At 70.8% G+C, this 22,335-nt stretch carries 20 protein-coding genes and 1 tRNA gene; 15 read left to right on the forward strand and 6 right to left on the reverse strand.

The window, feature by feature from the left end; genetic code table 11:
• Positions 1-104 precede the first annotated feature (104 nt).
• Positions 105-187, reverse strand: a tRNA-Leu gene (locus AYO52_RS09700).
• A gap of 189 nt (positions 188-376) precedes the next feature.
• On the opposite strand from AYO52_RS09700, the gene AYO52_RS09705 reads away from it, so the two are divergent.
• The 7 genes from AYO52_RS09705 (at position 377) to pknB (ending at position 10,002) form a co-directional block, all read left to right on the forward strand.
• Complete coding sequence (locus tag AYO52_RS09705; RefSeq protein WP_067716489.1) at positions 377-1,264, forward strand: DUF3662 and FHA domain-containing protein; 888 nt, start codon at positions 377-379, stop codon at positions 1,262-1,264.
• An 85-nt stretch (positions 1,265-1,349) separates the two neighbouring features.
• Positions 1,350-1,808: an FHA domain-containing protein gene (locus tag AYO52_RS09710; RefSeq protein WP_067716492.1), complete on the forward strand. Its 459-nt coding sequence runs from the start codon at positions 1,350-1,352 to the stop codon at positions 1,806-1,808.
• Positions 1,805-3,343, forward strand: a complete 1,539-nt coding sequence (locus AYO52_RS09715; protein ID WP_067716495.1) for a PP2C family serine/threonine-protein phosphatase — start codon at positions 1,805-1,807, stop codon at positions 3,341-3,343. Before AYO52_RS09710 ends, AYO52_RS09715 begins: the two co-directional genes overlap by 4 nt.
• 3 nt (positions 3,344-3,346) lie before the next feature.
• On the forward strand, positions 3,347-4,828 hold the full coding sequence (locus AYO52_RS09720) for an FtsW/RodA/SpoVE family cell cycle protein (RefSeq protein ID WP_067716497.1): 1,482 nt from the start codon (positions 3,347-3,349) through the stop codon (positions 4,826-4,828).
• Between the two features lie 7 nt (positions 4,829-4,835).
• The gene (locus tag AYO52_RS09725) at positions 4,836-6,308 is read left to right on the forward strand and encodes a penicillin-binding transpeptidase domain-containing protein (protein ID WP_067716500.1); all 1,473 of its coding nucleotides are present in this window, start codon (positions 4,836-4,838) and stop codon (positions 6,306-6,308) included.
• Positions 6,305-7,936, forward strand: coding sequence for a serine/threonine-protein kinase (locus AYO52_RS09730; protein WP_067716503.1), 1,632 nt, complete (start codon positions 6,305-6,307; stop codon positions 7,934-7,936). Before AYO52_RS09725 ends, AYO52_RS09730 begins: the two co-directional genes overlap by 4 nt.
• Positions 7,933-10,002, forward strand: a complete 2,070-nt coding sequence (pknB, locus tag AYO52_RS09735; RefSeq protein ID WP_067716505.1) for a Stk1 family PASTA domain-containing Ser/Thr kinase — start codon at positions 7,933-7,935, stop codon at positions 10,000-10,002. The genes AYO52_RS09730 and pknB overlap by 4 nt, the downstream gene beginning before the upstream one ends.
• 21 nt (positions 10,003-10,023) lie before the next feature.
• On the opposite strand, the gene AYO52_RS09740 is transcribed toward pknB, so the two are convergent.
• Positions 10,024-10,704 carry an aminodeoxychorismate/anthranilate synthase component II gene (locus AYO52_RS09740; RefSeq protein ID WP_067716508.1) on the reverse strand — a complete coding sequence of 227 codons (681 nt, stop codon included), beginning with the start codon at positions 10,702-10,704 and terminating at the stop codon, positions 10,024-10,026.
• Between the two features lie 88 nt (positions 10,705-10,792).
• On the opposite strand from AYO52_RS09740, the gene crgA reads away from it, so the two are divergent.
• Both crgA and AYO52_RS09750 read left to right on the forward strand, forming a co-directional pair.
• Positions 10,793-11,059, forward strand: coding sequence for a cell division protein CrgA (crgA, locus tag AYO52_RS09745; protein ID WP_067716511.1), 267 nt, complete (start codon positions 10,793-10,795; stop codon positions 11,057-11,059).
• A 345-nt stretch (positions 11,060-11,404) separates the two neighbouring features.
• Complete coding sequence (locus tag AYO52_RS09750; protein WP_067716538.1) at positions 11,405-11,872, forward strand: PH domain-containing protein; 468 nt, start codon at positions 11,405-11,407, stop codon at positions 11,870-11,872.
• 81 nt (positions 11,873-11,953) lie between these two features.
• On the opposite strand, the gene AYO52_RS09755 is transcribed toward AYO52_RS09750, so the two are convergent.
• Both AYO52_RS09755 and AYO52_RS09760 read right to left on the reverse strand, forming a co-directional pair.
• Positions 11,954-12,688, reverse strand: a complete 735-nt coding sequence (locus AYO52_RS09755) for a rhomboid family intramembrane serine protease (RefSeq protein WP_067716514.1) — start codon at positions 12,686-12,688, stop codon at positions 11,954-11,956.
• A 152-nt stretch (positions 12,689-12,840) separates the two neighbouring features.
• Positions 12,841-13,371: a peptidylprolyl isomerase gene (locus AYO52_RS09760; protein WP_167457879.1), complete on the reverse strand. Its 531-nt coding sequence runs from the start codon at positions 13,369-13,371 to the stop codon at positions 12,841-12,843.
• Between the two features lie 71 nt (positions 13,372-13,442).
• Between AYO52_RS09760 and AYO52_RS09765 the strand changes: the two genes are divergently transcribed.
• From AYO52_RS09765 to AYO52_RS09780, 4 genes are read left to right on the forward strand one after another with little or no spacing between them, the layout of a single operon-like run.
• Entirely contained in the window at positions 13,443-14,189 is a 747-nt protein-coding gene (locus AYO52_RS09765; protein ID WP_067716541.1) for a hypothetical protein, read from the forward strand.
• Positions 14,186-14,683 carry a GNAT family N-acetyltransferase gene (locus AYO52_RS09770; protein WP_235027797.1) on the forward strand — a complete coding sequence of 166 codons (498 nt, stop codon included), beginning with the start codon at positions 14,186-14,188 and terminating at the stop codon, positions 14,681-14,683. Before AYO52_RS09765 ends, AYO52_RS09770 begins: the two co-directional genes overlap by 4 nt.
• A gap of 39 nt (positions 14,684-14,722) precedes the next feature.
• On the forward strand, positions 14,723-16,045 hold the full coding sequence (locus AYO52_RS09775) for a TrpB-like pyridoxal phosphate-dependent enzyme (RefSeq protein WP_067716519.1): 1,323 nt from the start codon (positions 14,723-14,725) through the stop codon (positions 16,043-16,045).
• A 53-nt stretch (positions 16,046-16,098) separates the two neighbouring features.
• Entirely contained in the window at positions 16,099-17,028 is a 930-nt protein-coding gene (locus AYO52_RS09780; RefSeq protein WP_067716521.1) for an SDR family oxidoreductase, read from the forward strand.
• A 201-nt stretch (positions 17,029-17,229) separates the two neighbouring features.
• On the opposite strand, the gene AYO52_RS09785 is transcribed toward AYO52_RS09780, so the two are convergent.
• Entirely contained in the window at positions 17,230-19,095 is a 1,866-nt protein-coding gene (locus tag AYO52_RS09785; RefSeq protein WP_067716547.1) for an ABC transporter ATP-binding protein, read from the reverse strand.
• A 240-nt stretch (positions 19,096-19,335) separates the two neighbouring features.
• On the opposite strand from AYO52_RS09785, the gene AYO52_RS19195 reads away from it, so the two are divergent.
• Both AYO52_RS19195 and AYO52_RS09795 read left to right on the forward strand, forming a co-directional pair.
• The gene (locus AYO52_RS19195; protein ID WP_067716525.1) at positions 19,336-20,820 is read left to right on the forward strand and encodes a fatty acid desaturase; all 1,485 of its coding nucleotides are present in this window, start codon (positions 19,336-19,338) and stop codon (positions 20,818-20,820) included.
• 67 nt (positions 20,821-20,887) lie between these two features.
• Positions 20,888-21,523, forward strand: coding sequence for a TetR/AcrR family transcriptional regulator (locus tag AYO52_RS09795; RefSeq protein WP_253702050.1), 636 nt, complete (start codon positions 20,888-20,890; stop codon positions 21,521-21,523).
• 28 nt (positions 21,524-21,551) lie between these two features.
• Here AYO52_RS09795 and AYO52_RS09800 read toward each other — a convergent pair whose 3' ends face one another.
• The gene (locus AYO52_RS09800) at positions 21,552-22,307 is read right to left on the reverse strand and encodes a PaaI family thioesterase (RefSeq protein ID WP_067716530.1); all 756 of its coding nucleotides are present in this window, start codon (positions 22,305-22,307) and stop codon (positions 21,552-21,554) included.
• Positions 22,308-22,335 lie beyond the last annotated feature (28 nt).

The following is a 22,335-nucleotide window of genomic DNA, read 5'->3' on the forward strand; positions in this document are numbered from 1 at the left end:
CTTGTGACACATGCCATAGGCCCCGGATGCTTAGTGGCGTGAAGTTGGTGCGCAATAAAAAGCACCCCGGATCGTCGGTGACGATCCGGGATGCTCCCTAGGTGTGGGCGAAGGGGGACTTGAACCCCCACGTCCCGAAGGACACTGGCACCTGAAGCCAGCGCGTCTGCCATTCCGCCACTCGCCCGAGTAACGCCCGAATACGTTAACACGCGGCGTTCCGACCGCACTAATCGGCTGGTGAGGGCTTCCCTGCGGCTGGAAGCGTGCTTCCCACCGCCACCGCCTCTATGATCGACCGGATGCCGCCGCGGGCGGCGCGAGGACAGCCGGCCCGGCCAGATGGCCGGGCCCACCACGAGGAAGGAGGCGAGGCGTGGGGATCGTCGGGAAGTTCGAGCGCACCCTGCAGGGCGCGGTCGGCGACGCGTTCGCCCGCCTCTTCGGCGGGAGAGTCGTGGCGGCCGAAGTGGAGTCACAGCTCCGCAAGCAGGCGGAGGCCTCCCTCAAGGTGGTCGACGGGCACCTGTTGGTGTCCAACAGCTACTCCATCACCCTGGCCCGGTCGGACTACGCCTCTTTCACCGAGGACGAGGCCCTGGCCGTCAAGACCTTCTCCCGCCATCTGTCGGATCACATCTCCGAGCAGGGTTGGGAGACCTACGGCCCGGTCACCGTGACCTTCGTGGAGCGCGATGACCTCCACACCGGACAGATGCGTATCGACGGGGTCGTGGACCCCGACGCCGTCCCGTTCCACATCTCGGCCGCCGCACCGGCGCCGGCGCCGGATCATCCGGCGCCGTCGTCGCCGGGTGCGGACCGACGGGGCGTGGACGGGCCGAGTGCGAGCAAGGAGAACAGCGACATGCAGGCACCCGCTTCCAACTACCCGGTCTCGACCGGCCCCGGAGCCCGGAGCGCGGGCTGGGGTGGCCCGTCGGACGCCCCGACCCAGATCACCCAGGGCCGGGCCTCGCTGACGGTCACGCTGCACCTTGAGGACGGCTCGGGGCGGACGTTCCGCCTCCAGCGGGGCTCCAACCTGCTGGGACGCGGGCAGGACGCAGCGTTCCGCCTGCCCGACACCGGGGTGTCACGCCAGCATGCGGACATCCATTTCGATGGTCGGGAAGCGGTTCTCACCGACCTCGGCTCGACCAACGGCACCACGGTGAACGACGGGCCGATCCAGGACTGGCAACTCGCCGACGGCGACGTCATCAGGGTCGGACACTCGGAGATCACCGTCCGGTTCGACTAGCCTCGACACGGATGACCCCCGGAACCACCGGGGGCGGCCACACGTTGTCCGAGGTGAATCGGCGGGCGAGGGGAGGACGGCACCAGTGCAGGGACTCGTTCTGCAGCTCTCGCGCGGCCTGTTGTTGGCGCTGTTGTGGCTGTTCATCTACCTCACCCTGCGGGCGCTGAAGACCGACGTCTTCGGCAACGTGGGGATGAGGTCGTCCGGCCGCGGCGAGCGCCGGGGCGGCGTGTTCGGCCGCGGCTCCCGGGCGATCCGGCATCTCGTGGTCACCCAGGGCGCCCTCGCAGGTACCCGGATCACCCTGTCCGAGCAGCCGGTCCTGGTGGGCCGGGCCGACTCGTGCACCCTGGTGATCGACGACGACTACGCGTCCAACCAGCACGCGCGGCTGTCCCCGCACGGCCCCGACTGGTTCCTCGAGGACCTCGGCTCGACCAACGGCACCTATCTGGACAGATCACGGGTGACGACCCCGGTCAAGGTGGACGCCGGCACGCCGATCCGGATCGGCAAGACCGTGATCGAGCTGCGCACGTGACCCCGGCGCTCGTCTACACCGCGCGCTCACATCTGGGCATGGTGCGGGAGAACAACGAGGACTCGGCCTACGCCGGACCCCGTCTGTTGGCCCTCGCCGACGGCATGGGCGGCCACGCCGCGGGTGAGATCGCCAGCCAGTTCGTCGTGGCGGCGCTGGCGAGGCTCGACGAGGACGAACCGGGGCAGGATCTCACCGGGGCCCTGACCCGCGCGCTGACGGTCGGCAACGAGGCGATCGCCTCCCACGTCGAGGCGTACCCGGAGACCGACGGCATGGGGTGCACGGCCACCGCGCTGCTGTTCGACGGCCGCCGCATGGGCCTGCTCCACGTGGGTGATTCCCGGGCCTACCTGCTGCGTGACGGGACACTGACCCAGATCACCAAGGACGACACCTTCGTCCAGTCCCTCGTCGACCGCGGGGAACTCTCCGCCGACGAGGCCCACACCCATCCGCGGCGCTCGCTCATCCTCAAGGCGCTGACCGGGGAGCCGGTGGAGCCGACCGCCGTCATCCGCGAGGCGCGGGTCGGCGACCGCTACCTGCTCTGCTCCGACGGCCTGTCCGACCCGGTGAGCACCGAGACGATCGCCGAGACGCTGGCCACCGGCACCGTCGAGGAGGCCGCGGACCGGCTGGTCCAGCTGGCGTTGCGCTCGGGCGGGCCGGACAACATCACGGTCGTCCTGGCCGACGTCCTGGACTCCCCGCGCGACGCGCCGGTCATCCCGGTGGTGGTGGGCGCGGCGTCGGGCGACGAGCCGGGCCAGATCGACCCCGCCGCCGACCCCTACTCCGACACCGCTGCCGGTAAGGCCGCCGCGTTCTCGCGCGCCCAGGTCGCCTCACGCGGGGGAGCCACCGGAACGTCCGGTGCCGCCGGCGCGTCGGGTGCCGGGCGTGGGAACGGATCCGACGACGACGAGGTCGACGCCGCCCCACCGCGCGGCAGCAGATGGCGTTTCGCCCTGAGCGTCGTCGGGGTGCTCGTACTGCTGGCGGGGATCGTGGGCGTGTCCGCGCTGCTCGTCCGCAGCAACTACTTCGTCACCGAGTCGGACAGCCAGGTCGTGGTGAAGAGGGGCATCTCCGGGGAGGTCTTCGGCATCTCGTTGGCCTCGGTCATCCAGGTGGGTTGCCTGACCCGCGAGGGCGACCTGACCATGCACTCCCCCGATGCCATCCCCGCCGGGTGCGACGTGTTCACCCTGGGGGACCTCCGCGAACCCGCCCGGGAGACCGTCCGGGCCGGGATGCCGTCGGGCAGCCTCGCCGAGGCGGGCGCCCAGGTCTCCCGGCTCACGGAGGACAACCTCCTGCCGCCGTGCGACCCCCGTGAGCAGCAGGAGCGCCCGCGCGAGCAGACCTCGTCGTCGTCCTCTCCCACCGAGTCGCCCTCTCCCACGGGTTCCCCCGCACCCACCGGGTCGCCGTCGCCCGGCGAGCCCGCCCCCACGGACGAACCGGCGACTCCCCCCTCCCCCACGACCCCCGCACCTGTGCCCGGGGAGACCTGCCGGGCGGTGAGCTGACCGATGTCCTCTCCCGCATCTGCCTCACCATCGTCGGCCTCACCCGCATCCGATCCCCGCGGCCGGGCGGTGCCCGACAGCCCGCGCCGGGGCAAGGAACTGGTCCTGCTCGTCGCCGCCGCGGTGATCGTCGGGTTCTCGCTGCTGCTGGTCCAACTCGCCCAGGAGCAGGAACTGTCCCTAGCGCTGCTGTGGATCACCCTGGCGTTCCTCGGCCTCGCCGGCGGCGCCCACCTGCTCATCCGCTGGCTCGCGCCCTACGCCGATCCGGTGTTGCTACCGGGCGTCGCGCTGCTCAACGGGCTGGGGCTGGTGCTCATCTACCGGCTCGACCTGTCGTACGCGGCCAACGCCGCGGCGAGCGGCAACGACCCGCCGGGGATGGACGTCACCCGGCAGCTGCTGTGGACGTTCCTCGGCCTGGCCGTGATGGCGGTCGTGCTGTACTTCCTGCGCGACCACCGCGTCCTGGCCCGGTACGGCTACACGATGGGGTTCGCCGGCCTCGCACTGCTGGCGATCCCGGCGGTGCTCCCCTCCCGGTTCTCCGAGATCAACGGCGCCAAGAACTGGATCATCCTGCCCGGGTTCACCATCCAGCCCGGCGAGTTCGCCAAGATCCTGCTCATCATCTTCTTCGCCTCGATCCTGGTGGAGAAGCGCGAGCTGTTCACCACCGCCGGCAAGCGCGTGCTGGGCGTGGACCTGCCGCGCGCCCGCGACCTCGGGCCGATCATCGTGGCCTGGTTCCTGTCCCTGGGCGTGCTGGTGTTCAACACCGACCTCGGCATGGCGCTCCTGCTGTTCGCCACCGTGCTCACGCTGCTGTACGTGGCCACCGAGCGGGTGAGCTGGCTGCTCATCGGCGTGGTCCTCGTCGCCGTGGGCGGCGTGCTGGCCTACGCCCTGTTCGGACACGTTCGTGTGCGGTTCCAGATCTGGCAGGACCCCTTCGCGTTCTTCGACACCGGCGGCTACCAGAGTTCGCAGGCCCTGTTCGGCCTCGCCTCCGGCGGCATGGGCGGCACCGGGCTCGGCAACGGGCGACCCGACCAGGTGCCGTTCGCGAACACCGACTTCATCACCGCCACCATCGGCGAGGAACTGGGCCTGATCGGCCTCGCCGCGGTGCTGATGGTCTACGCGATCCTCATCCTCCGCGGCATCCGGGTCGGCCTGACCATCCGCGACAGCTTCGGCAAGCTCGTCGCCGTGGGCTTGGCGTCCACCATGGCCATCCAGATGTTCGTCGTGGTCGGCGGCGTCTCCACCCTCATCCCCCTCACCGGCCTGACCCTGCCGTTCATGGCCTACGGGGGCTCCAGCCTGTTGGCCAACTACGCACTGGTCGCCATCCTGCTGCGCCTGTCCCACGACGCGCGCCGGCCGCTGCCCACCCCACGTCAGGCACCGGCGCTGGCCGAGGCCGCCACCGGCATGATGCGGGCGCCCAAGCTGCGCTCGCCGGGCCGGAGGAACGGGTGAGCGCCGCGTGAACATCGCCATCCGACGGGTCGCGATCGCCGCCATGGTCATGGTGGTGGCGCTGCTGCTGCAACTGACCTGGGTCCAGGTCTTCCGCGCCGACGAGCTCCGTGCCGACCCCCGCAACACGCGGATGCTCCTCGACGAGTACTCCCGCCAGCGCGGCCAGATCACCGCCGGCGGACGGGTGCTGGCCATGTCCCTGCCGTCGGAGGGACGCTTCGAGTTCCAGCGCACCTACCCCACCGACCCGGTCGTCTTCGGCCCCACCGTCGGCTACTACTCGCTGCAGTTCGCCACCGCCGGGGTCGAGCAGACCCAGGACGCCTTCCTCAACGGCTCCGACCCGAGACTGCTGTCCCAACGGATCACCGGTCTGATCTCGGGCCGCACCCCGCAGGGCGGCTCGGTGGAGCTCACCCTGGACCCCACGGGCCAGGAGGTCGCCTACGAGGCCCTGCGGCGCGGCGCGGGCCAGGGGCCGTTCGTGGGCTCCGTCGCCGCCGTCCGCCCCTCCACCGGTGAGGTGCTCGCACTGGCCTCCAGCCCGTCCTTCGACCCGGGCGCCCTGTCCAGCCTGGACCCGGAGGTCCGCGCGCAGGAGATGGCGCGCATCGAGCAGAGCCCGGACCGGCCGCTGCTCAACCACGCCACCCAGCAGTCCCTCCCGCCCGGCTCCACGATGAAGGTCATCACCACCGCCGCCGCGCTCGAGCAGGGCATGGGGCCCGAGACCCCCGTCTCCGGCGCCGACCGCACCCTGCTGCCGGGCACGTCCACCTACCTGGAGAACTACGCCGGCCAGACCTGTGGCGGCAGCACGGTCACCCTGCGCACGGCCCTCGAGAGGTCCTGCAACGTGCCCTTCGTCGAGCTGAGCCAGGAGATCGGCGCGGAGGCCTTCACCGAGATGGCGGAGAAGTTCGGCGTCGACGGCACCGCCCCGGACGATTTCGGCATCCCGGTCGCACCGTCGGGCCTGGGGCAGATGGAGGACGACGCCCAGCTGGCGATGAGTTCCATCGGGCAGAGCGACGTCCGGATGACGACCCTGCAGAACGCCATGGTCGCCGCGACCGTCTCCAACGGCGGGGTCCGCATGGAACCGCAACTCATCAAGACCCTGACGGCGCCCGATCTCTCCGTCGTCCAGGGTTTCACGCCCCGCGACGCCGCCCGCGCCCTCACCGACGAGCAGGCCGGCACCCTCACCGAGATGATGGTCGCCGCCGAACAGGGCGCCGGGGGCGGTCTGCCCGGGGTCACCGTGGCCTCCAAGACCGGCACCGCCGAGCACGGCGTGGACTCCTCCGAGTCCATCCCCTACACCTGGTACATCGCGTTCGTCCCCGGCCGTGACGTGGCGGTGGCAGTGGCGATCGAGTCCGGGCCCGGGGTCGATCGCAGCACCGTCGGGTCCACCTACGCCGCACCCATCGGTCGCGAGGTCCTGGGCGCGCTGCTGGGAGGGACGCCGTGAGTCTGAACTCCGGCGCGGTCCTGTCCGGCCGCTACCGCCTCCTGCGCCTCATCGCCACCGGCGGTATGGGGCAGGTGTGGGAGGCCGACGACGGCGTCCTCGACCGCCACGTCGCCGTGAAGGTGCTCAAGGCCGAGTACTCCTCCGACCCCGAGTTCGTCGAGCGCTTCCGGTCCGAGGCCAAGGTCACCGCGAGGATCTCCCACCCCGGTATCGCCACCGTCTACGACTACGGCCAGATCGACGACCCCGCCTCCGGGAACCCGCTGTCCTACCTGGTCATGGAACTCGTGGTGGGCGAGCCGCTCTCGGACGTCCTGGCCCGCGAGGGCACGCTGCCGATGCGGCACACCCTCGACATGCTCGAGCAGACCGGCCGCGCCCTCAACGCCGCCCACGCCATCGGTCTGGTCCACCGCGACGTCAAGCCGGGCAACATCCTCATCACGCCCGCCGGGCAGGTGAAGCTCACCGACTTCGGGATCGCCAAGTCGATGGGCGCGTCCGCCGTCACGCAGACCGGGATGGTCGTGGGCACCGCCCAGTACATCGCGCCCGAGCAGGCCATGGGGAACGAGACGTCCCCGGCCGGGGACGTCTACTCGCTCGGCGTGGTGGGTTACGAGTGCCTGGCCGGTCGACGGCCGTTCGTCGCCGACTCGCCGGTCTCGGTGGCGATGATGCACGTCCGCGACACCCCGCCGCCGCTCCCGGACTCGGTGCCCGGACCGGTCCGACGCGTCCTCGCCGAGGCCATGGCCAAGGACCCCGGTCGGCGCTACCCGGACGGCGAGGCCTTCGCCGAGGCGATCGCCGACCTCCGGGCCGGACGCGACCCGCGTCTCCCGGGCGCGTTCATGGCCGCCGGCGCCGCCGCGGGGGCTGCCGCAGCGGCCGCCGGTGCCACCGCCGCGACCACGGTCCTGCCCGATGAGGACCCGGGCGGCGTGTACCGGAACGGGGGTTCGCCCGACCCGACGCGCGCCTACACCCGCACCCACCCCGGCACCGCCGGACAGCCGCGCACCGAGGGATCGCGGCCGGCACGCCCGGCGCATCCGCCCCGACCGCAGCCCGCGCCCGCCGCGACCCGGCGTCAGCCCGCCCCACCGGTCACCTCGCGGCCCCCGCACCGCGGCCGCGGCGGCTCCGGCTGCGTGGGCTGGTTCCTCGTGGTGTTCGTCCTGGTGGCGGCGCTCGCGGTCGCGGCCGTCATCGCCCTGTCCAACGCCGGGGTGTTCGGCCCGGGCGGGATCTTCGGCCGGACCACCCCCACGACACCGCCGTCCACCGCCCCGGTGACGACCACCACCACGCAGGCACCCGCTCCGGCACCCGAGCCGCCGCCGACCCCGACGCCGACCCCCGAGCCCGCACCGTCACCGACCGGGGTCTCCCCGGCCCCCGACCTGCAGGACATGCTGGACTCCCTCACCTCGGAGTTCAGTTCGCTGATCCCGCCCGAGGGACAGCCCAGTGGGGGCCAGGGGCGAGGTCAGGACGAGGCGCAGGGCCAGGACGAGGGGCAGGGACGGGGCCGGGGCCAGGACCAGGCGCAGGGCCAGGCCCGGGGCGCGGCCGGTGACGCCGTGCCCGTTCCCGCCCGGTGGGCAGGTGTCGACGGATGACCACACCATCCGTCCTGGCCGGGCGCTACGAGATCGGTGAGCCCCTCGGATACGGCGGCATGTCCGAGGTCCGTCGCGGGCGCGACACTGTCCTCGGCCGGGACGTGGCCGTCAAGATCATGCGCCCGGAACTGGCCCGCGACGAGACCTTCTACCAGCGCTTCCGCCGGGAGGCCCAGAACTCGGCATCGCTCAACCATCCGTCGATCGTGGCGATCTACGACCAGGGGGAGGAGCACACCGCCGACGGTTCGCTGCCCTACATCGTGATGGAGGTGGTCGAGGGCGACACCCTCCGCGACATCGTCAGGATGGACGGCCCCATGGAGGTCGAGCGTGCCCTCGGCGTGATGGCCGATGTCTGCGGTGCGCTGGACTTCTCCCACAAGAAGGGCATCGTCCACCGGGACGTCAAGCCGGCGAACATCATGATCTCGCGCGACGGCGCGGTCAAGGTCATGGACTTCGGCATCGCCCGCGCCCTCAGCGACGCCGGATCGACCCTCACCAACACCTCGTCGGTCCTCGGCACCGCCCAGTACCTCAGCCCCGAGCAGGCGCGCGGCGAGACCGTGGACGCCCATTCCGATCTGTACTCCGCGGGGTGCGTGCTCTACGAGATGGTCACCGGTGCACCTCCGTTCACCGGCGAGTCCCCCGTGGCGGTGGCCTATCAGCACGTCCGCGAATCCCCCGCGCCGCCGTCGGCGGTCAACCCGGAGGTGAGCCGCTACGTCGACGCGGTGGTCATGCAGGCGATGGCCAAGAATCCCGAGAACAGATACACCTCCGCCGGGGAGATGCGCACCGACCTGCTCACGGTGCTCACCGGTGGCCGCCCGGCGGCGCCCCTGGTGCTGACCGACGACGAGCTCGACGACGACCAGCGCCCCGACGCCCCCCACGGGTTCACCGGCGCGGGATACGGAACCGGCGCGTCCCGCTGGTCACCCGGTGATGCGCCCACCGAGGCACACGCCCTGCCGGAACTGGCCGGTCGTGCCGCCGGCGCCGGTGCTCCTGCTGGCGCAGCCGGTGCCGGTGCCGGTGCCGCGCGTCCCGCCTCCCATCGCGGGGACGCCCGACGCCGCGACGCCCGACCCGTCGACGCTCGTCGCGGGCCACGCGGGGTGGCCATCGCGCTCGCCGCCCTGCTGGTGCTGGGAGGGATCGCGACGGTGTCGATCCTGGCGACCTCGGGCGGCCGCGGCGGTGTCGCGCAGCAGCAGGAGGTCACCGTCCCCGAGGTCGCCCAGCGGCCGGTCGCCGAGGTGGTCGAGGAACTCACCTCGATCGGGCTCGAACCCGTGCAGACCCCGGCGCCGCACCCCCAGATCCCCGAGGGGCACGTCATCTCGTCCGACCCCATCGCCGGCAAGCGTCTCGCGGTGGGCTCCGAGATCAGCCTCGTGGTCTCGACCGGCAAGCCCATCCTCTCGGTGCCCAACGTGATGGGGATGTCCCCCGCCGATGCCCGACTGGCCCTCGAGGAGGCCGGGTTCCAGGTGGTCCCGGAGAACGAGGCCCGGCCGTCGACACCCGAGGACCAGGACAAGGTCGTCGACACCGAGCCCGGACCGGATGCACAGGTGCCCTCCGACCGGCCGGTCCGGCTGACGGTGGGCTCCGGCCCCGAACAGCTCGCGGTGCCCGATGTCGTGGGCCAGTCCGCCGACCCGGCCCGCGCGACCCTCGAGGCCGCCGGCTTCCGCGTGGACACCCAGCGGGTCGACGGCACCGCGCCCGAGGGCCAGGTCGTGGGCCAGTCCACGGCCGCGGGTCAGACCCAGCTCAAGGGCGCGACCATCACCCTCCAGGTCTCCGCCGGGAACCGGTTCGTCATGCCCAACATCGTCGGCGACACCGTGGAGGAGGCCCTCGGCAAGCTCGAACGGGCCGGCTGGCGGGGCGACCGCGGGCAGCTGGTGGAGCTCCCGCAGAACGACCCCGACCTCAGCCGCGTGGGCCAGATCTGGTCGCAGCAGCCGCCCGTGGGCGAGGCCGGCGTCAACGACCAGGTCGTCGTCCGGGTGATCCGGTTCGGGCTGGTGCCCGGCCCGGGCTGACCGGGCGAGCTGACCAGCCGGTCAGGCCAGGGCGGCGCCACGGGTCCGGTCGAGCTCGGATTCCAACCGCACGACCAGCGTCTCCGAGGGCCGCTCGCCGCACATGCCCAGCCAGTTGGCGAGCATCCGGTGCCCCCCGTCGCTCATCACCGATTCGGGGTGGAACTGCACCCCGTGGATGGGCATCTCGCGGTGACGCATCGCCATGACCAGACCCGAACCGGTCCACGCGGTGGGAACCAGTTCGTGCGGGATCGTCTCCGGCAGGACCGTCAACGAGTGGTAGCGCGTGGCCGTGAACGGGCTGGGGATACCGGCGAGGACTCCCGAGTCGTCGTGCGTGACCTGACTGGTCTTGCCGTGCATGAGCTCGGCGGCCCGGTCGACCGTCGCGCCGAAGGCCTCCCCGATCGCCTGGTGGCCCAGGCACACTCCCAGCACCGGGACGTCCGCGAGTCCACAGACCCCGATCAGCGGGATCGTGGCCCCCGCCCTGTCCGGCGTTCCGGGACCCGGGCTGAGCAGGACTCCGTCGTACCCGCTGACCACGCTCTCCAGCCCGGCCACGTCATAGCGGCCGTCCGGGCCGGCGAGCCTGGGGTCGTCGTTCCGCCACACGTCGCACTCCGCGCCCAACTGGCCCAGGTACTGGACGAGGTTGTAGACGAAGCTGTCGTAGTTGTCGACGACGAGGATGCGCATAGACGCAGCGTACTGCCGTCGCACGGGTGAGCGTCGGGGGCGGGCTTGGTAGAGTGGCCCCGACATCCCCCACCAGTTCGAGGACTTCATGCCCAAGTCAAAGGTCCGGTCCAAGACCGAGTACACCGACGCGGCCGTCAGCCGCACCCCCGTCAAGGTCAAGGGGACCCCGACCGCGCGGTGGTACCTGGTGCTCATGCTCGCGCTGATGATCCTGGGCCTGCTCTGGCTGGTGACGTATTACATCGCCGGTGAGCGGATCCCGTTCATGGCCTCGCTCGAGACGTGGCAGAACTTCGCGATCGGTTTCGGCCTCGCGGTCGTGGGACTCCTCATGACCATGAACTGGCGCTAGCCGGCCCGCCCGGCCGCTTTCCCCGGGCACGTTCCGCCTGTTCCACAGGTTTATCCACAGGTCACCCCCCGCCCGACGCGGGGGGTGACCTGCATTTTCTCTGAGAACGCTGCATCTATGCAGGTCACGGGGCTCTGGTGAGGTAAAGAGGGGTCTCGACCCGCCTTTTCCACACCCCTCACACGCTGTGGAGAACTTCCTCCACACTGGGGATAACGCCTGTGTGTTGACGATGCCGACGACACCGCAGGTCGGGACCGCGTCGACTCGAACGGCAGTCGAACTCCACCCGTGTTATTCATCCACAGTGTGGATAGCGCCTGTGGATAGGGGAGGATGTTCGGCATGAGTGGTGACGCCGTGTCGGGAGCCGGCCCGCGGGCGGCGTCGTGGTCACCCGGGGCCCTGTGGCCGGGCGTGCAGATCCTGCTCGGGGTGGCCCTGGTGGTGATCGGCCTGCAGCGGCAGGATCCGCTCGCACTGCTGCTCACCGGCCCGGCGGCGCTGTTCCTCACCCTGTCGGGTGTGTCCCACCTGGTCCGGCGGCCCCGACTCGAGGTGGTGGACGGGCAGTTGGCGATCAAGAGGCTCCGCCGCGTGGACTTCGTCCCGCGGTCCGAGGTGGTGGAGGTCCGCCCGCTGGGGGTCTCCCGATGGGGGGCGCGGCAGCACCTGCTGCGACTCGAGTACACGGACGAGCGGGGTCGCGAACGACTGGACGTGTTCACCCGGCTCGATCTGGGGGCGGATCCACGGGACGTGGTCGACGCGCTGCACCGTCTGGGATTCGGGGCGGTCGGCGACGGCCGGTGAGGGTCAGACCGCTCCCAGCGGACGACGCGGGGGTCGGACGATGTGGGGGTCGACCGACGCGGGGTCAGACGCCGGTGGGAATCAGCGGGTGACGAGGAACCCGAACGTCATGGTGTCGGCCGCGAACCACCCGGCGGCGCCGACCGACCCGACCACGACGAGGAAGCCGGCCCACGAGACGACCTGGCGGCCCGTGCGGCCCACGCGCCGCGGCATCCGGCGTGGCACCACCACCAGGGCGAACGCGGCGACGGCGCCGGCCGCGAGCCCGCCCAGATGGGCCGCGAGCGAGATGCCGGGCACGAGGAAGCTCACGCCGACGTTGAGGACGAGCAACACCCCGATCCCCCTGACGTCGAGGCGCATCGACATCGCCACGATCGCGTACGCGCCCATCAGGCCGAAGATCGCCCCGGAGGCGCCGGCCGTGAGGGCGCCCTGGCCGTAGAACATCACGGCCACCGACCCGCCCAGCGCCGAGCCCAGGTAGAGGGCGAGGAAGCGGACGTGCCCGATGCTGCGCTCGATCCCCAGTCCGAGGATCCACAACATGTACATGTTGAGCAGCAGGTGCATCGGGCCGAAGTGCTGGAACGCCGAGGTGAGCAGACGCCACCACTCGTCCCGGGCCGCCACCAGCGGCGGGAAGAGCGCCGTGGCCTCGAACAACGGCGACGCGTTGTTGGTCAGGAAGCTGCGCGCCTGCACGACGGTGGCGGCGTAGACGGCCAGGTTGGCGGTGATGATCCACGCCGTGACCGGCTGGAGGCGGAAGAATCTCGCGACCGCGCCACCGCGTCGGGTCTGGGTGCTCATGTCTCCCGGTTATCCGTGCTGCGTCTCGTTCGTGCGGTGTCCCGTCCCCGCCCTGTCCCTGCCGCGTGCCGGCCCTGCCGCGCTGCGGATAGACCGGCGGCGCGGGTCCGGGAGTCCGGAACCCGCGCCGCCGGTCGACCGGGACCGCTCGGTCAGGAGATCTCGATCGACTCGATGACGACGTCGTCGGTCGGCCGGTCCATCGCACCGGTCTTGGTGGTCGCGATGGCGTCCACGACCTTGCGCGACTCCTCGTCGGCGACCTTGCCGAAGATCGTGTGGCGGTTGTTCAGGTGCGGCGTGGCGCCGACGGTGATGAAGAACTGCGAACCGTTGGTGCCCGGGCCGGCGTTGGCCATGGCCAGCAGGTAGGGCTCGGAGAACTGCAGCTCCGGGTGGAACTCGTCCTTGAACTGGTAGCCCGGTCCGCCCCGGCCGGTGCCGGTGGGGTCGCCGCCCTGGATCATGAACCCGGAGATGACGCGGTGGAAGATCGAGCCGTCATAGAACGGTCCGCTCTTCTCACCCTTGGCGTTGGCCTGGGAGTAGTCCTTGGAGCCGTCGGCGAGACCGACGAAGTTCGAGACCGTCTCCGGGGCGTGGTTGCCGTACAGCTCGATGACGATGTCACCACGGTTGGTGTGGATGGTTGCCTTCTGCGTTGCGATGCTCACGCCACCCATCCTGCCACGCCGCAGGGACCGATGTCGGCGAGGTGGTGGTCGGTGTCGGGCCGCTGTGCCACCATCTACCCATGAGCAAACGAAGCGATCGCGCCGACGAGCGTAAGGCCGTCAAGCAGGCGCAAAAGGACCTGGACAAGGCCGGCACCGCCGCCCGGAAGGCGTTCGACCTCAAGGACCCCCGCTTCCTGGGCGAGGCAGCAGTCGCCGCCACCCGTGGACCGGTCGGCCTGGCCCTCTTCGGTGCCAGCCGCGGTATCCAGGTGATCCGGGATCGTCGCGCCGAGCAGGCCGAGCTCCTGGGCGATCTCGCCGCGGACGCGAGGCAGCACGCCTCCGCGCTGCGCGAGCAGACGTCGGCTCTGGACACGCCGCCCCAGAAGCGCAACCCGCTGCGCCGCTTCGCGCCGCTGTGGATCGTGGGCCTCGCCGGCGGCGCCGCCGTCGCGGGTGCCACGGCCTATTTCCTTCGTGGCCAGGGCTCGCCCACCTCGCCGTCGGCGCCCACCCCGACCCCCGCCCCGCCGCGGACACCCACCCCGGCAGAGGCGGCCGCCGAGGGGCGCGACCAGACGACCGGCTCGGCGCCCGCGGCCACGACCGGCCCCGGCGTGACGGGTGACCCCGTGGGTTCAGAGACCGGAGAGGACCTGACGATCGAGTCCGCCGATCCCGAGGGGCCCTCGGACCAGTCCGCCGACACCTCCCCCGCCGCGGGCAGCGCGGTACCCGGTCCGGCGGCCGGGTCCGCACCGCAGCCCTCGGACGACCAGCCGGTCGGCGAGGCGTCCACGGACGGGACCGCGACCGACAAGTGATCGACCGGGACCCGATCCCCGACGACTCCACAGCCGACGACACCGCACTCGAGGTCATCGCGTCGAGCCTGCCCGAACTGGGTCCCCTGGACGTCCACGCGCTGTACAAACTGCGTGTGGACGTCTTCGTCGCGGAACAGGACTGCCCGTACGCCGAGATCGACGACGTCGACGCCGATCCCGGCACGATTCACCTGCTGGCCCGTGCACCGGACGGCGCGGTCGTCGCGACACTGCGGGTGTTCGGATCGGACGCGGGCGACGGGGTCATGCACATCGGACGTGTCTGCACGACGCCCGCCTGGCGGGGTCGGGGCATCGCGGCGCGGCTGATCCGCCGGGGGCTCGTGCTGTGCCGGGACCGGCCCGTGGAGATCGGGGCCCAGGCCTACCTGGAGAGGTGGTACGAGCAGTTCGGATTCGCGCGGTGCGGGCCGGACTATCTCGATGGGCGGATCCCCCATCTCCCCATGCGGCGCGACCTCCTAGGATGAGACCCGGCTCACCCCCTTCGATCCCTCCCGAGGACACACATGACGTCTGACGCTCCCTCCGGCTCGCTGGTCAAGGCTCTCCTCCCGGAGAGCGAGATGCCGACGCACTGGTACAACATCCAGGCCGATCTCCCCGAGCCCATGGCACCGCACCTGCACCCGGGGACCAAGGAGCCGCTCGGTCCCGAGGACCTCGCCCCGCTGTTCCCGATGTCCCTCATCGAGCAGGAGGTCACGCCGGAGCGCTACATCGAGATCCCCGAGGCGGTGCAGGAGATCTACCGGCTGTGGCGGCCGTCGCCCCTGATCCGGGCCCGCCGCCTGGAGAAAGCGCTCGGCACGTCGGCGCGGATCTACTACAAATACGAGGGCACCAGCCCGGTCGGCTCGCACAAGCCCAACACCGCGGTCGCACAGGCCTACTACAACGCCGCCGAGGGCATCACCAAGCTCACCACCGAGACCGGCGCCGGCCAGTGGGGCGCCTCTCTGGCGTTCGCCGGTCAGGCCTTCGGCATCGAGGTGGAGGTGTGGCAGGTCAAGGCCTCGTTCGAGTCCAAGCCGTACCGCCGGATGCTCATGGAGACCTTCGGCGCCTCGGTCCACCCGAGCCCGTCGGACCTGACCGAGGCGGGACGCTCGTTCCTGGCCAAGGACCCGGACACCCCCGGTTCGCTCGGCATGGCGGTCTCCGAGGCCGTCGAGGTGGCCGCCGGCGACCCCGAGGCCCGCTACTCACTGGGGTCGGTGCTCAACCACGTGTGTCTGCACCAGACCGTGATCGGCGCGGAGGCCCTCAAGCAGCTGGGCATGTTCGGCGAGGACGCCCCCGACTACGTGTACGGCTGCGCCGGTGGCGGCTCCAACCTCGCCGGGTTGGCCTTCCCGTTCATCCGCGAGAACCTCGCCGGCGCGCGGACGCAGATCATCGCTGTCGAGCCCACGGCGTGCCCTTCGCTGACCGAGGGCGAGTTCCGGTACGACCACGGTGACGTCGCCGGCCTGACCCCTCTGATGAAGATGTACACCCTCGGTCAGGACTTCGTCCCGGACCCCATCCATTCCGGTGGCCTGCGCTACCACGGCATGGCGCCGCTGGTCAGCCACGTCAAGCACCTGGGCCTGCTCGATTCCATGGCGGTGGAGCAGAACGTCGCGTTCGCCGCGGGCGTGGAGTTCGCCAAGGCGGAGGGCATCGTTCCCGCACCCGAGTCGACGCACGCCCTCGCAGGTGCGATGGCCAAGGCCCGTGAGCACACCGGTGAGGCAGGCACCGGACCGTCGATCGTGATCGGCCTCTCCGGTCACGGCTTCCTCGACCTCCCCGCGTACGAGTCCTTCATCCGCGGTGAGATGGGCTGACGCCTCCGAAGACCCCCCGACCGTTCCACACCCTCGATCACAGGAGCCCCCCTATGACCAAGACCATCGACTTCACCGACCGCGTCGCGATCATCACCGGCGCCGGCGGCGGCCTCGGCCGCGCCTACGCGCTCGCGCTGGCAGAGCGTGGCGCCAAGGTCGTCGTCAACGACCTGGGCGGCGACGTCCACGGCGAAGGTGGCACCCCCTCCCTGGCGCAGCAGGTCGTCGACGAGATCACGGCCGCCGGTGGCGAGGCCATCGTCGACGGCAACGACATCACCGACGAGGCCGCCGTCGCGTCCCTCGTGTCGACGGTGATCGACAAGTGGGGCCGCATCGACGTGCTCATCAACAACGCCGGCATCCTGCGGGACAAGTCGTTCGCCAAGATGGAGATGGACGACTTCCGCAAGGTCGTCGAGGTGCACCTCATGGGATCGGTCAACTGCACCAAGGCCGTGTGGCCGCACATGGCCGAGGCGGGCTACGGACGCATCCTCATGACCGCCTCCACCTCCGGTATCTACGGCAACTTCGGCCAGGCCAACTACGGCGCCGCCAAGTCCGGGCTCGTCGGTCTGATGAACGTCCTGGCGATCGAGGGCGCCAAGAAGAACATCAAGGTCAACGCGATCGCCCCCACCGCGGCCACGCGGATGACCGAGGATCTGCTGCCGCAGCGGGTGCTCGACATCATGGGCCCGGAGACCATCGCCCCCGGCGCCCTGTTCATGGTCAGCGAGGACGCCCCGACCAAGACCATCCTCGGTGCCGGCGCCGGCGTGTTCGCCGTGTCCCAGATGGTCGAGTCGCGGGGCGTCTACCTCCCCGACGACGCGCGCACCCCCGAGGTCGTCGCCGAGCGTTGGAACGAGATCGCGGACGTCACCGACGCCAACCCCCTGGAGTCGGCTTTCGAGCAGACCTCCAAGTACGCCGCGCTCGCCGCCCGCGAGCTGGGCCTGCACCTGGAGAGCTGAGGAAGGGCCGCCGCCGCGACACCCCGCCACCCCGGCAGCCGCCGGAGCCCCCGCCGGAGCCCCGGCCGGAGCCCCGCCGTCGAGAAGGGCGTTCCGCACACATCCGCCGAGTATGGATGTGCGGAACGCCCTTCTCGTTGAGCGCTGGGCGGGGCCGGAGCGGGCGGCACTGGTGGCGCTGGGGCGGGCGGCGGCGCCGTCTCACTCCTGGTCGGCGAACTGGGTTTCGTAGAGCTCCGCGTAGCGACCACCGGTGGCCAGGAGCTCGGCGTGCGTGCCCGACTCGACCACCCGGCCGGCCTCGAGGACCAGGATCGTGTCGGCGGCGCGCACCGTCGACAACCGGTGGGCGATCACCAACGAGGTGCGGTCGGCCATCGCCTCGCTCAGCGCCTCCTGGACGGCGGACTCGTTGGTGGAGTCCAACGCACTGGTGGCCTCGTCCAGCACCACCACCGACGGGGCGGCGATCAGCAGCCGCGCGATCGTCAGTCGCTGACGCTCACCTCCCGACAGCCGGTAGCCGCGATCACCGATGACGGTGTCGAGACCGTCCGGCAGCGACCGCACGAGATCCTCGAGCCGGGCCCGGCGCAGCGCGTCCCAGACGAGGTCATCGGAGACCTCCGGCCGCGCGAAGGTGAGGTTGGAGCGGATCGTGTCGTGGAAGAGGTGGCCGTCCTGCGTGACCATACCCACCGTGCGCCGCAGCGACGACGAGGTGACCCGACGCACGTCGAGTCCCGACACCCGCACCGCACCCGAGTCGACGTCGTACAGCCGCGGCAGCAGGGAGGCGATCGTGGACTTGCCCGCGCCGGACGACCCGACCAAGGCGATCATCTGTCCCGGTTCGGCGCGGAAGGAGATCCCGTGCAGGACCTCCTGGCCGCCGCGGGTGTCGAGGACCGCGACCTCCTCGAGCGAGGCGAGGGAGACCTTGTCCGCCGAGGGATAGGAGAACGTGACGTCGTCGAACTCGATGGTCGCCGGGCCCTCCGGGATGGCGACGGCGTCAGGGGCGTCGGAGATGAGCGGTTCCAGGTCGAGGACCTCGAAGACCCGCTCGAAGCTGACGATGGCCGTGACGATGTCCATCGGCGCGTTGGCCAGGGAGGTCAACGGGCCGTACAGGCGGGTGAGGAGCAGCGCGAGGGCCACGACGGACCCCGCGTCGAGAGCGCCGTTGAGTGCGAACCACCCGCCGAGCCCGTAGACGAGCGCCAGCGCCAGCGTGGACACCAGGGTCAGCGAGTTCATGAACACACTCATGAGCAGCGCGGTTCGCACGCCGATGCCGCGGACCCGGCCCGCGCGGGCGGAGAACTCCGCCGACTCCGTCTCAGGACGTCCGAAGAGCTTGACCAGGGTCGCGCCGCCGGCGTTGAACCGCTCGGTCATCTGGTCGTTCATCGACGCGTTGAGATCCGAGGCCTCGCGGCGGAGCCGCGCGAGCCGCTTGCCCACGTAGCGGGCCGGGAACAGGAAGATCGGCAGCAGCAGGACGGACAGGACGGTGAGCTGCCAGTTGATACCGGCCATCACGGCCAACGTGAGTACGAGCTGCACCAGGTTCGACACGACCCCGGACAGCGTGTCCGAGAACGCCCGCTGGGCACCCATCACGTCGTTGTTGAGGCGACTGACCAGCGCGCCGGTGCGGGTGCGCATGAAAAAGGCGACCGGCATCGTCTGGACGTGGTCGAACACCGCGCGGCGCAGGTCGAGGATGAGCCCCTCCCCGATCCGTGCGGACCACAACCGGGTGACGACGGCGACGATCGCCTCGATGATCCCGATCGCGGCGATGGCGAGCGCGAGGCCGATCACGACCCGGACCGGCGAGGCCTCGACGATCGCGGTGACCACGCGGCCGGCGAGCAGCGGTGTCGCCACGGCGAGGGTGGCCCCGAAGACGGAGAGCACCAGGAAGAAGACGATGCGCCGGGTGTGCGGGCGGGCGAACTGTCCGATCCTGCGGAAGTTCTCGCGGGTGAACACACTGCGGTCCAGCGCGATGTTGTTGTTCTCGGCCCGCATCAGCGTGCGCATGGCGGCCTGCTGCATCGTCACGTAGCGGTACTCCTCCCGCGCCGGAGAGGGGCCCCGACGACCGTTCGGTACAACCCGGCACGGGGCCCACGTATTCCGGCCCGCGACCGCGGTGGCGTTCCTCGTCGTCGTCGCCCCGATCCGGTCTTTGGACAAAATCTGGGGTGATGTCTAGACACGGCGGGGGAATTTGTCTAATGTCAGGGGCAACACAGTGGCATACGCCACACCTTGTTGACCCGGAGGTCGTCTGCGATGTCCAGCACCGAGTACATCAGCCCCACCGACGGGGCACCGCACACCCACCACGAGGCGGACGCCGCCGTCGAGCCCTACGCGTGGACCGACGCCAAGCGGTACCTGTGGCTGCTCGGACTCATCCCCGCGATGGGTCTGTTCGTGTCGATGCCGATCGTCGCCGGCTTCAACGCCCTCGGCTGGGGCGTGGCGGCCACCGTCGCCTGGTTCCTCCTCCCCTTCCTCGTCTACGTCGCGATCCCCCTCGGGGACCTCGCCGTCGGCGCCGACGGTGAGAACCCGCCCGACGAGGTCATGGACAAGCTCGAGGCCGACCCGTTCTACCGGTGGTGCACGTACCTGTACATCCCCTTCCAGTACGCGTCCCTCATCGCGGCCGCCTACCTCTGGTCCGCCGACGACCTGTCGTGGCTGGGCTACGACGGGGGACTCGGGATCGCCGCCTCGATCGGCGTCGCCTGGACCGTCGCGATCACCGGCGGGATCGGGATCAACACCGCCCACGAGCTCGGGCACAAGATCGCCGGCAGCGAGAAGTGGCTGTCCAAGGTCGCCCTGGCCACCACCGGCTACGGACACTTCTTCATCGAGCACAACCGCGGACACCACGCGCGTGTCGCCACTCCGGAGGATCCGGCCAGCTCGCGCTTCGGTGAGTCGTTCTGGGCCTTCCTCCCGCGCAGCGTGTTCGGGTCGCTGACGTCGGCCTGGCACCTGGAGTCCGAGCGGCTCCGGCGGCTGGGCAAGAGCCCGTGGACCCTGCGCAACGACAACCTCAACGCCTGGCTCATGACGGTCGTGCTCTTCGGCGGACTCATCGCCGTGTTCGGCTGGGAGATCGCGCCGTGGCTCATCGTGCAGGCCGTCTTCGGCTTCTCGCTGCTGGAGGTCGTCAACTACCTCGAGCACTACGGCCTGCTCCGCCAGAAGACCTCCGCCGGCCGCTATCAGCGCTGCCGCCCGGAGCACTCGTGGAACTCCGACCACCTGGTGACCAACATCTTCCTCTACCACCTGCAGCGTCACTCCGACCACCACGCCAACCCCATGCGTCGCTACCAGGTACTGCGCAGCTTCGAGCAGGCCCCGCAGCTGCCCTCGGGCTACGCCACGATGATGGTCCTGGCCTACGTGCCGCCGCTGTGGCGCAAGGTCATGGACAAGCGCGTCCTGGCCCACTACGACGGCGACATCACCCGCGCCAACATCCAGCCGTCCAAGCGCGAGAGGATCCTCGCCCGGCACGGCGCCGGGTCGACGGCGGTCGCCGAGCAGATCGTCGCGGACACCGACATCGCGACCGATCAGACCTCACCGACCGGTGAGTACGTGTGCCCCAACTGCGGGAACCACTACTCGGAGGCCGCCGGGCTGCCGCGCGAGGGTTTCCCCGCCGGGACCCCGTGGTCGGCCATCCCCGACAGCTGGCGGTGCTCGGACTGCGGCGTCCGCGACAAGGTGGACTTCCTGCCCGTGAAGTGACCCCCGCGTGCGGGGCTCCGATCGGCCCTCCGCCGCCCGGCCCACGGGATCAGGAACAATGGACACCATGCCCCGTCACCGCCCCACAAGTGACCGACGCTCCCCCGGCGACCCCCGCGGGGAGCGTCGGTCACTGCGCTCCACCGTGTTCGAGGCCATGCACGAGCTGCTGGGCTCGCACGACTGGTCCTCGGTGACCATGTCCGACGTGGCCCAGGCCGCCGGTCTCAGCCGGCAGACCCTGTACAGCACCTTCGGCAACCGTCAGGGACTGGCCCAGGCGTACGCACTCCAGCTGTCGGAGACCTTCGCCGGGGAGATCCGCGACTCGATCATCCGCCACCCGGGGCAGATCGACACCGCGCTGAACGAGGGGATCAACGGGTTCCTCCTGTCGAGCCGGAACGACCCGCTGGTCCGCGCCCTGCTCACCGGCGACATCAAACCGGACCTCCTGCGCCTCATCACGACCGAGGCCGGGCCGCTCATCGAACGGGCCACCGAGGTGCTCACCCCCGCCCTGTCCGACAGCTGGATGCGCATCGAGGAAGCCCAGGCACGGCTCGCGGCGTCGATCATCGCCCGGATCGGCATCAGCTTCATCTCACTGCCGCCCAACGACCCCGACCAGCTGGCGTCGGGCCTCACCGAGGTCATCGCCCCGTACCTCCAGAAGGTCATTCAGGTCGACGTCCAGGGGTGAGCCCCCGGCCCCGCGGGGCCGGGGCGCTCTACGCGCCGTCGGCGATGGTCGACCGCGCACCCGGCTGTCCCGGCACCGGGACGCTCGCCTCGAGGAACAGTCCCCGCGCCTCCACGCACAGCCGGTCGCCGGCGTGGATGGTGGCGTGCGTCCACGTCTTGCGGCCGTCGACCTCGTGCACCCAGGCCCGGAACGTCAGCGGCTGGAGCAGCGGCGTGGGCGAGCGATAGTCGATCTCGTAGTGCGCCGTCATCCCGAAGCGGCCACCCCAGTGGTTGGCGAAGCCCATCATGTGGTCGATGACGAGCGCGCTGATCCCCCCGTGGACACACGCCGGCGGGCCCTGGTAGACGGGACCGAGGGTCACCTCCGCCATCACCGACCCGTCGTCACAGCCGTGGAACTGCACCGGCGGGGCGATCGGGTTCTCTTGCCCGCCGACCGGGTTCGAGCGACGGGTCCCGGCACCCGTCCACATGTTCTCCAGCCGACGTGAGGGCGATGGGACTCGCGGCTCCAGCAGATCAGCGACTTCGGCCAGGCGGTCGGCGATGTCCCCGAGCTCGACCTCGGAGTGCGCCAACGCCGCCGTCGCCTCCCGCAACCTGCGCAGTTCGGCCACCGCGCGGTCCAACTCCGGGTCCGCCGGCGGCAGCTCGGGGACGGGGATCGGGTCGAAGGAGTCCCCGAACCGGCTCCGCGCGGCGTCGAGGGAGAACTGGTCCGGATCCAACCCCGGGAGGGGTACTCCACCGAATCCGGGACGATCGCTCTGTTTGGTCATACTCTTAGAGGTTCCGCCAGTAGGTGAG

The organism is Dietzia sp. 111N12-1 (assembly GCF_001658045.1).
Lineage (GTDB): Bacteria > Actinomycetota > Actinomycetes > Mycobacteriales > Mycobacteriaceae > Dietzia > Dietzia kunjamensis.

Coding starts and splice junctions, on each gene's coding strand:
- AYO52_RS09800 (WP_067716530.1), bottom strand. CDS start 22,307: ATGACCAAACAGAGCGATCGTCCCGGATTCGGTGGAGTACCCCTCCCG.
- AYO52_RS09750 (WP_067716538.1), top strand. CDS start 11,405: ATGAGTGGTGACGCCGTGTCGGGAGCCGGCCCGCGGGCGGCGTCGTGG.
- AYO52_RS09765 (WP_067716541.1), top strand. CDS start 13,443: ATGAGCAAACGAAGCGATCGCGCCGACGAGCGTAAGGCCGTCAAGCAG.
- AYO52_RS09780 (WP_067716521.1), top strand. CDS start 16,099: ATGACCAAGACCATCGACTTCACCGACCGCGTCGCGATCATCACCGGC.
- AYO52_RS19195 (WP_067716525.1), top strand. CDS start 19,336: ATGTCCAGCACCGAGTACATCAGCCCCACCGACGGGGCACCGCACACC.
- AYO52_RS09760 (WP_167457879.1), bottom strand. CDS start 13,371: ATGGGTGGCGTGAGCATCGCAACGCAGAAGGCAACCATCCACACCAAC.
- AYO52_RS09775 (WP_067716519.1), top strand. CDS start 14,723: ATGACGTCTGACGCTCCCTCCGGCTCGCTGGTCAAGGCTCTCCTCCCG.
- AYO52_RS09740 (WP_067716508.1), bottom strand. CDS start 10,704: ATGCGCATCCTCGTCGTCGACAACTACGACAGCTTCGTCTACAACCTC.
- AYO52_RS09785 (WP_067716547.1), bottom strand. CDS start 19,095: ATGCAGCAGGCCGCCATGCGCACGCTGATGCGGGCCGAGAACAACAAC.
- pknB (WP_067716505.1), top strand. CDS start 7,933: ATGACCACACCATCCGTCCTGGCCGGGCGCTACGAGATCGGTGAGCCC.
- AYO52_RS09795 (WP_253702050.1), top strand. CDS start 20,888: ATGCCCCGTCACCGCCCCACAAGTGACCGACGCTCCCCCGGCGACCCC.
- AYO52_RS09755 (WP_067716514.1), bottom strand. CDS start 12,688: ATGAGCACCCAGACCCGACGCGGTGGCGCGGTCGCGAGATTCTTCCGC.
- AYO52_RS09720 (WP_067716497.1), top strand. CDS start 3,347: ATGTCCTCTCCCGCATCTGCCTCACCATCGTCGGCCTCACCCGCATCC.
- crgA (WP_067716511.1), top strand. CDS start 10,793: ATGCCCAAGTCAAAGGTCCGGTCCAAGACCGAGTACACCGACGCGGCC.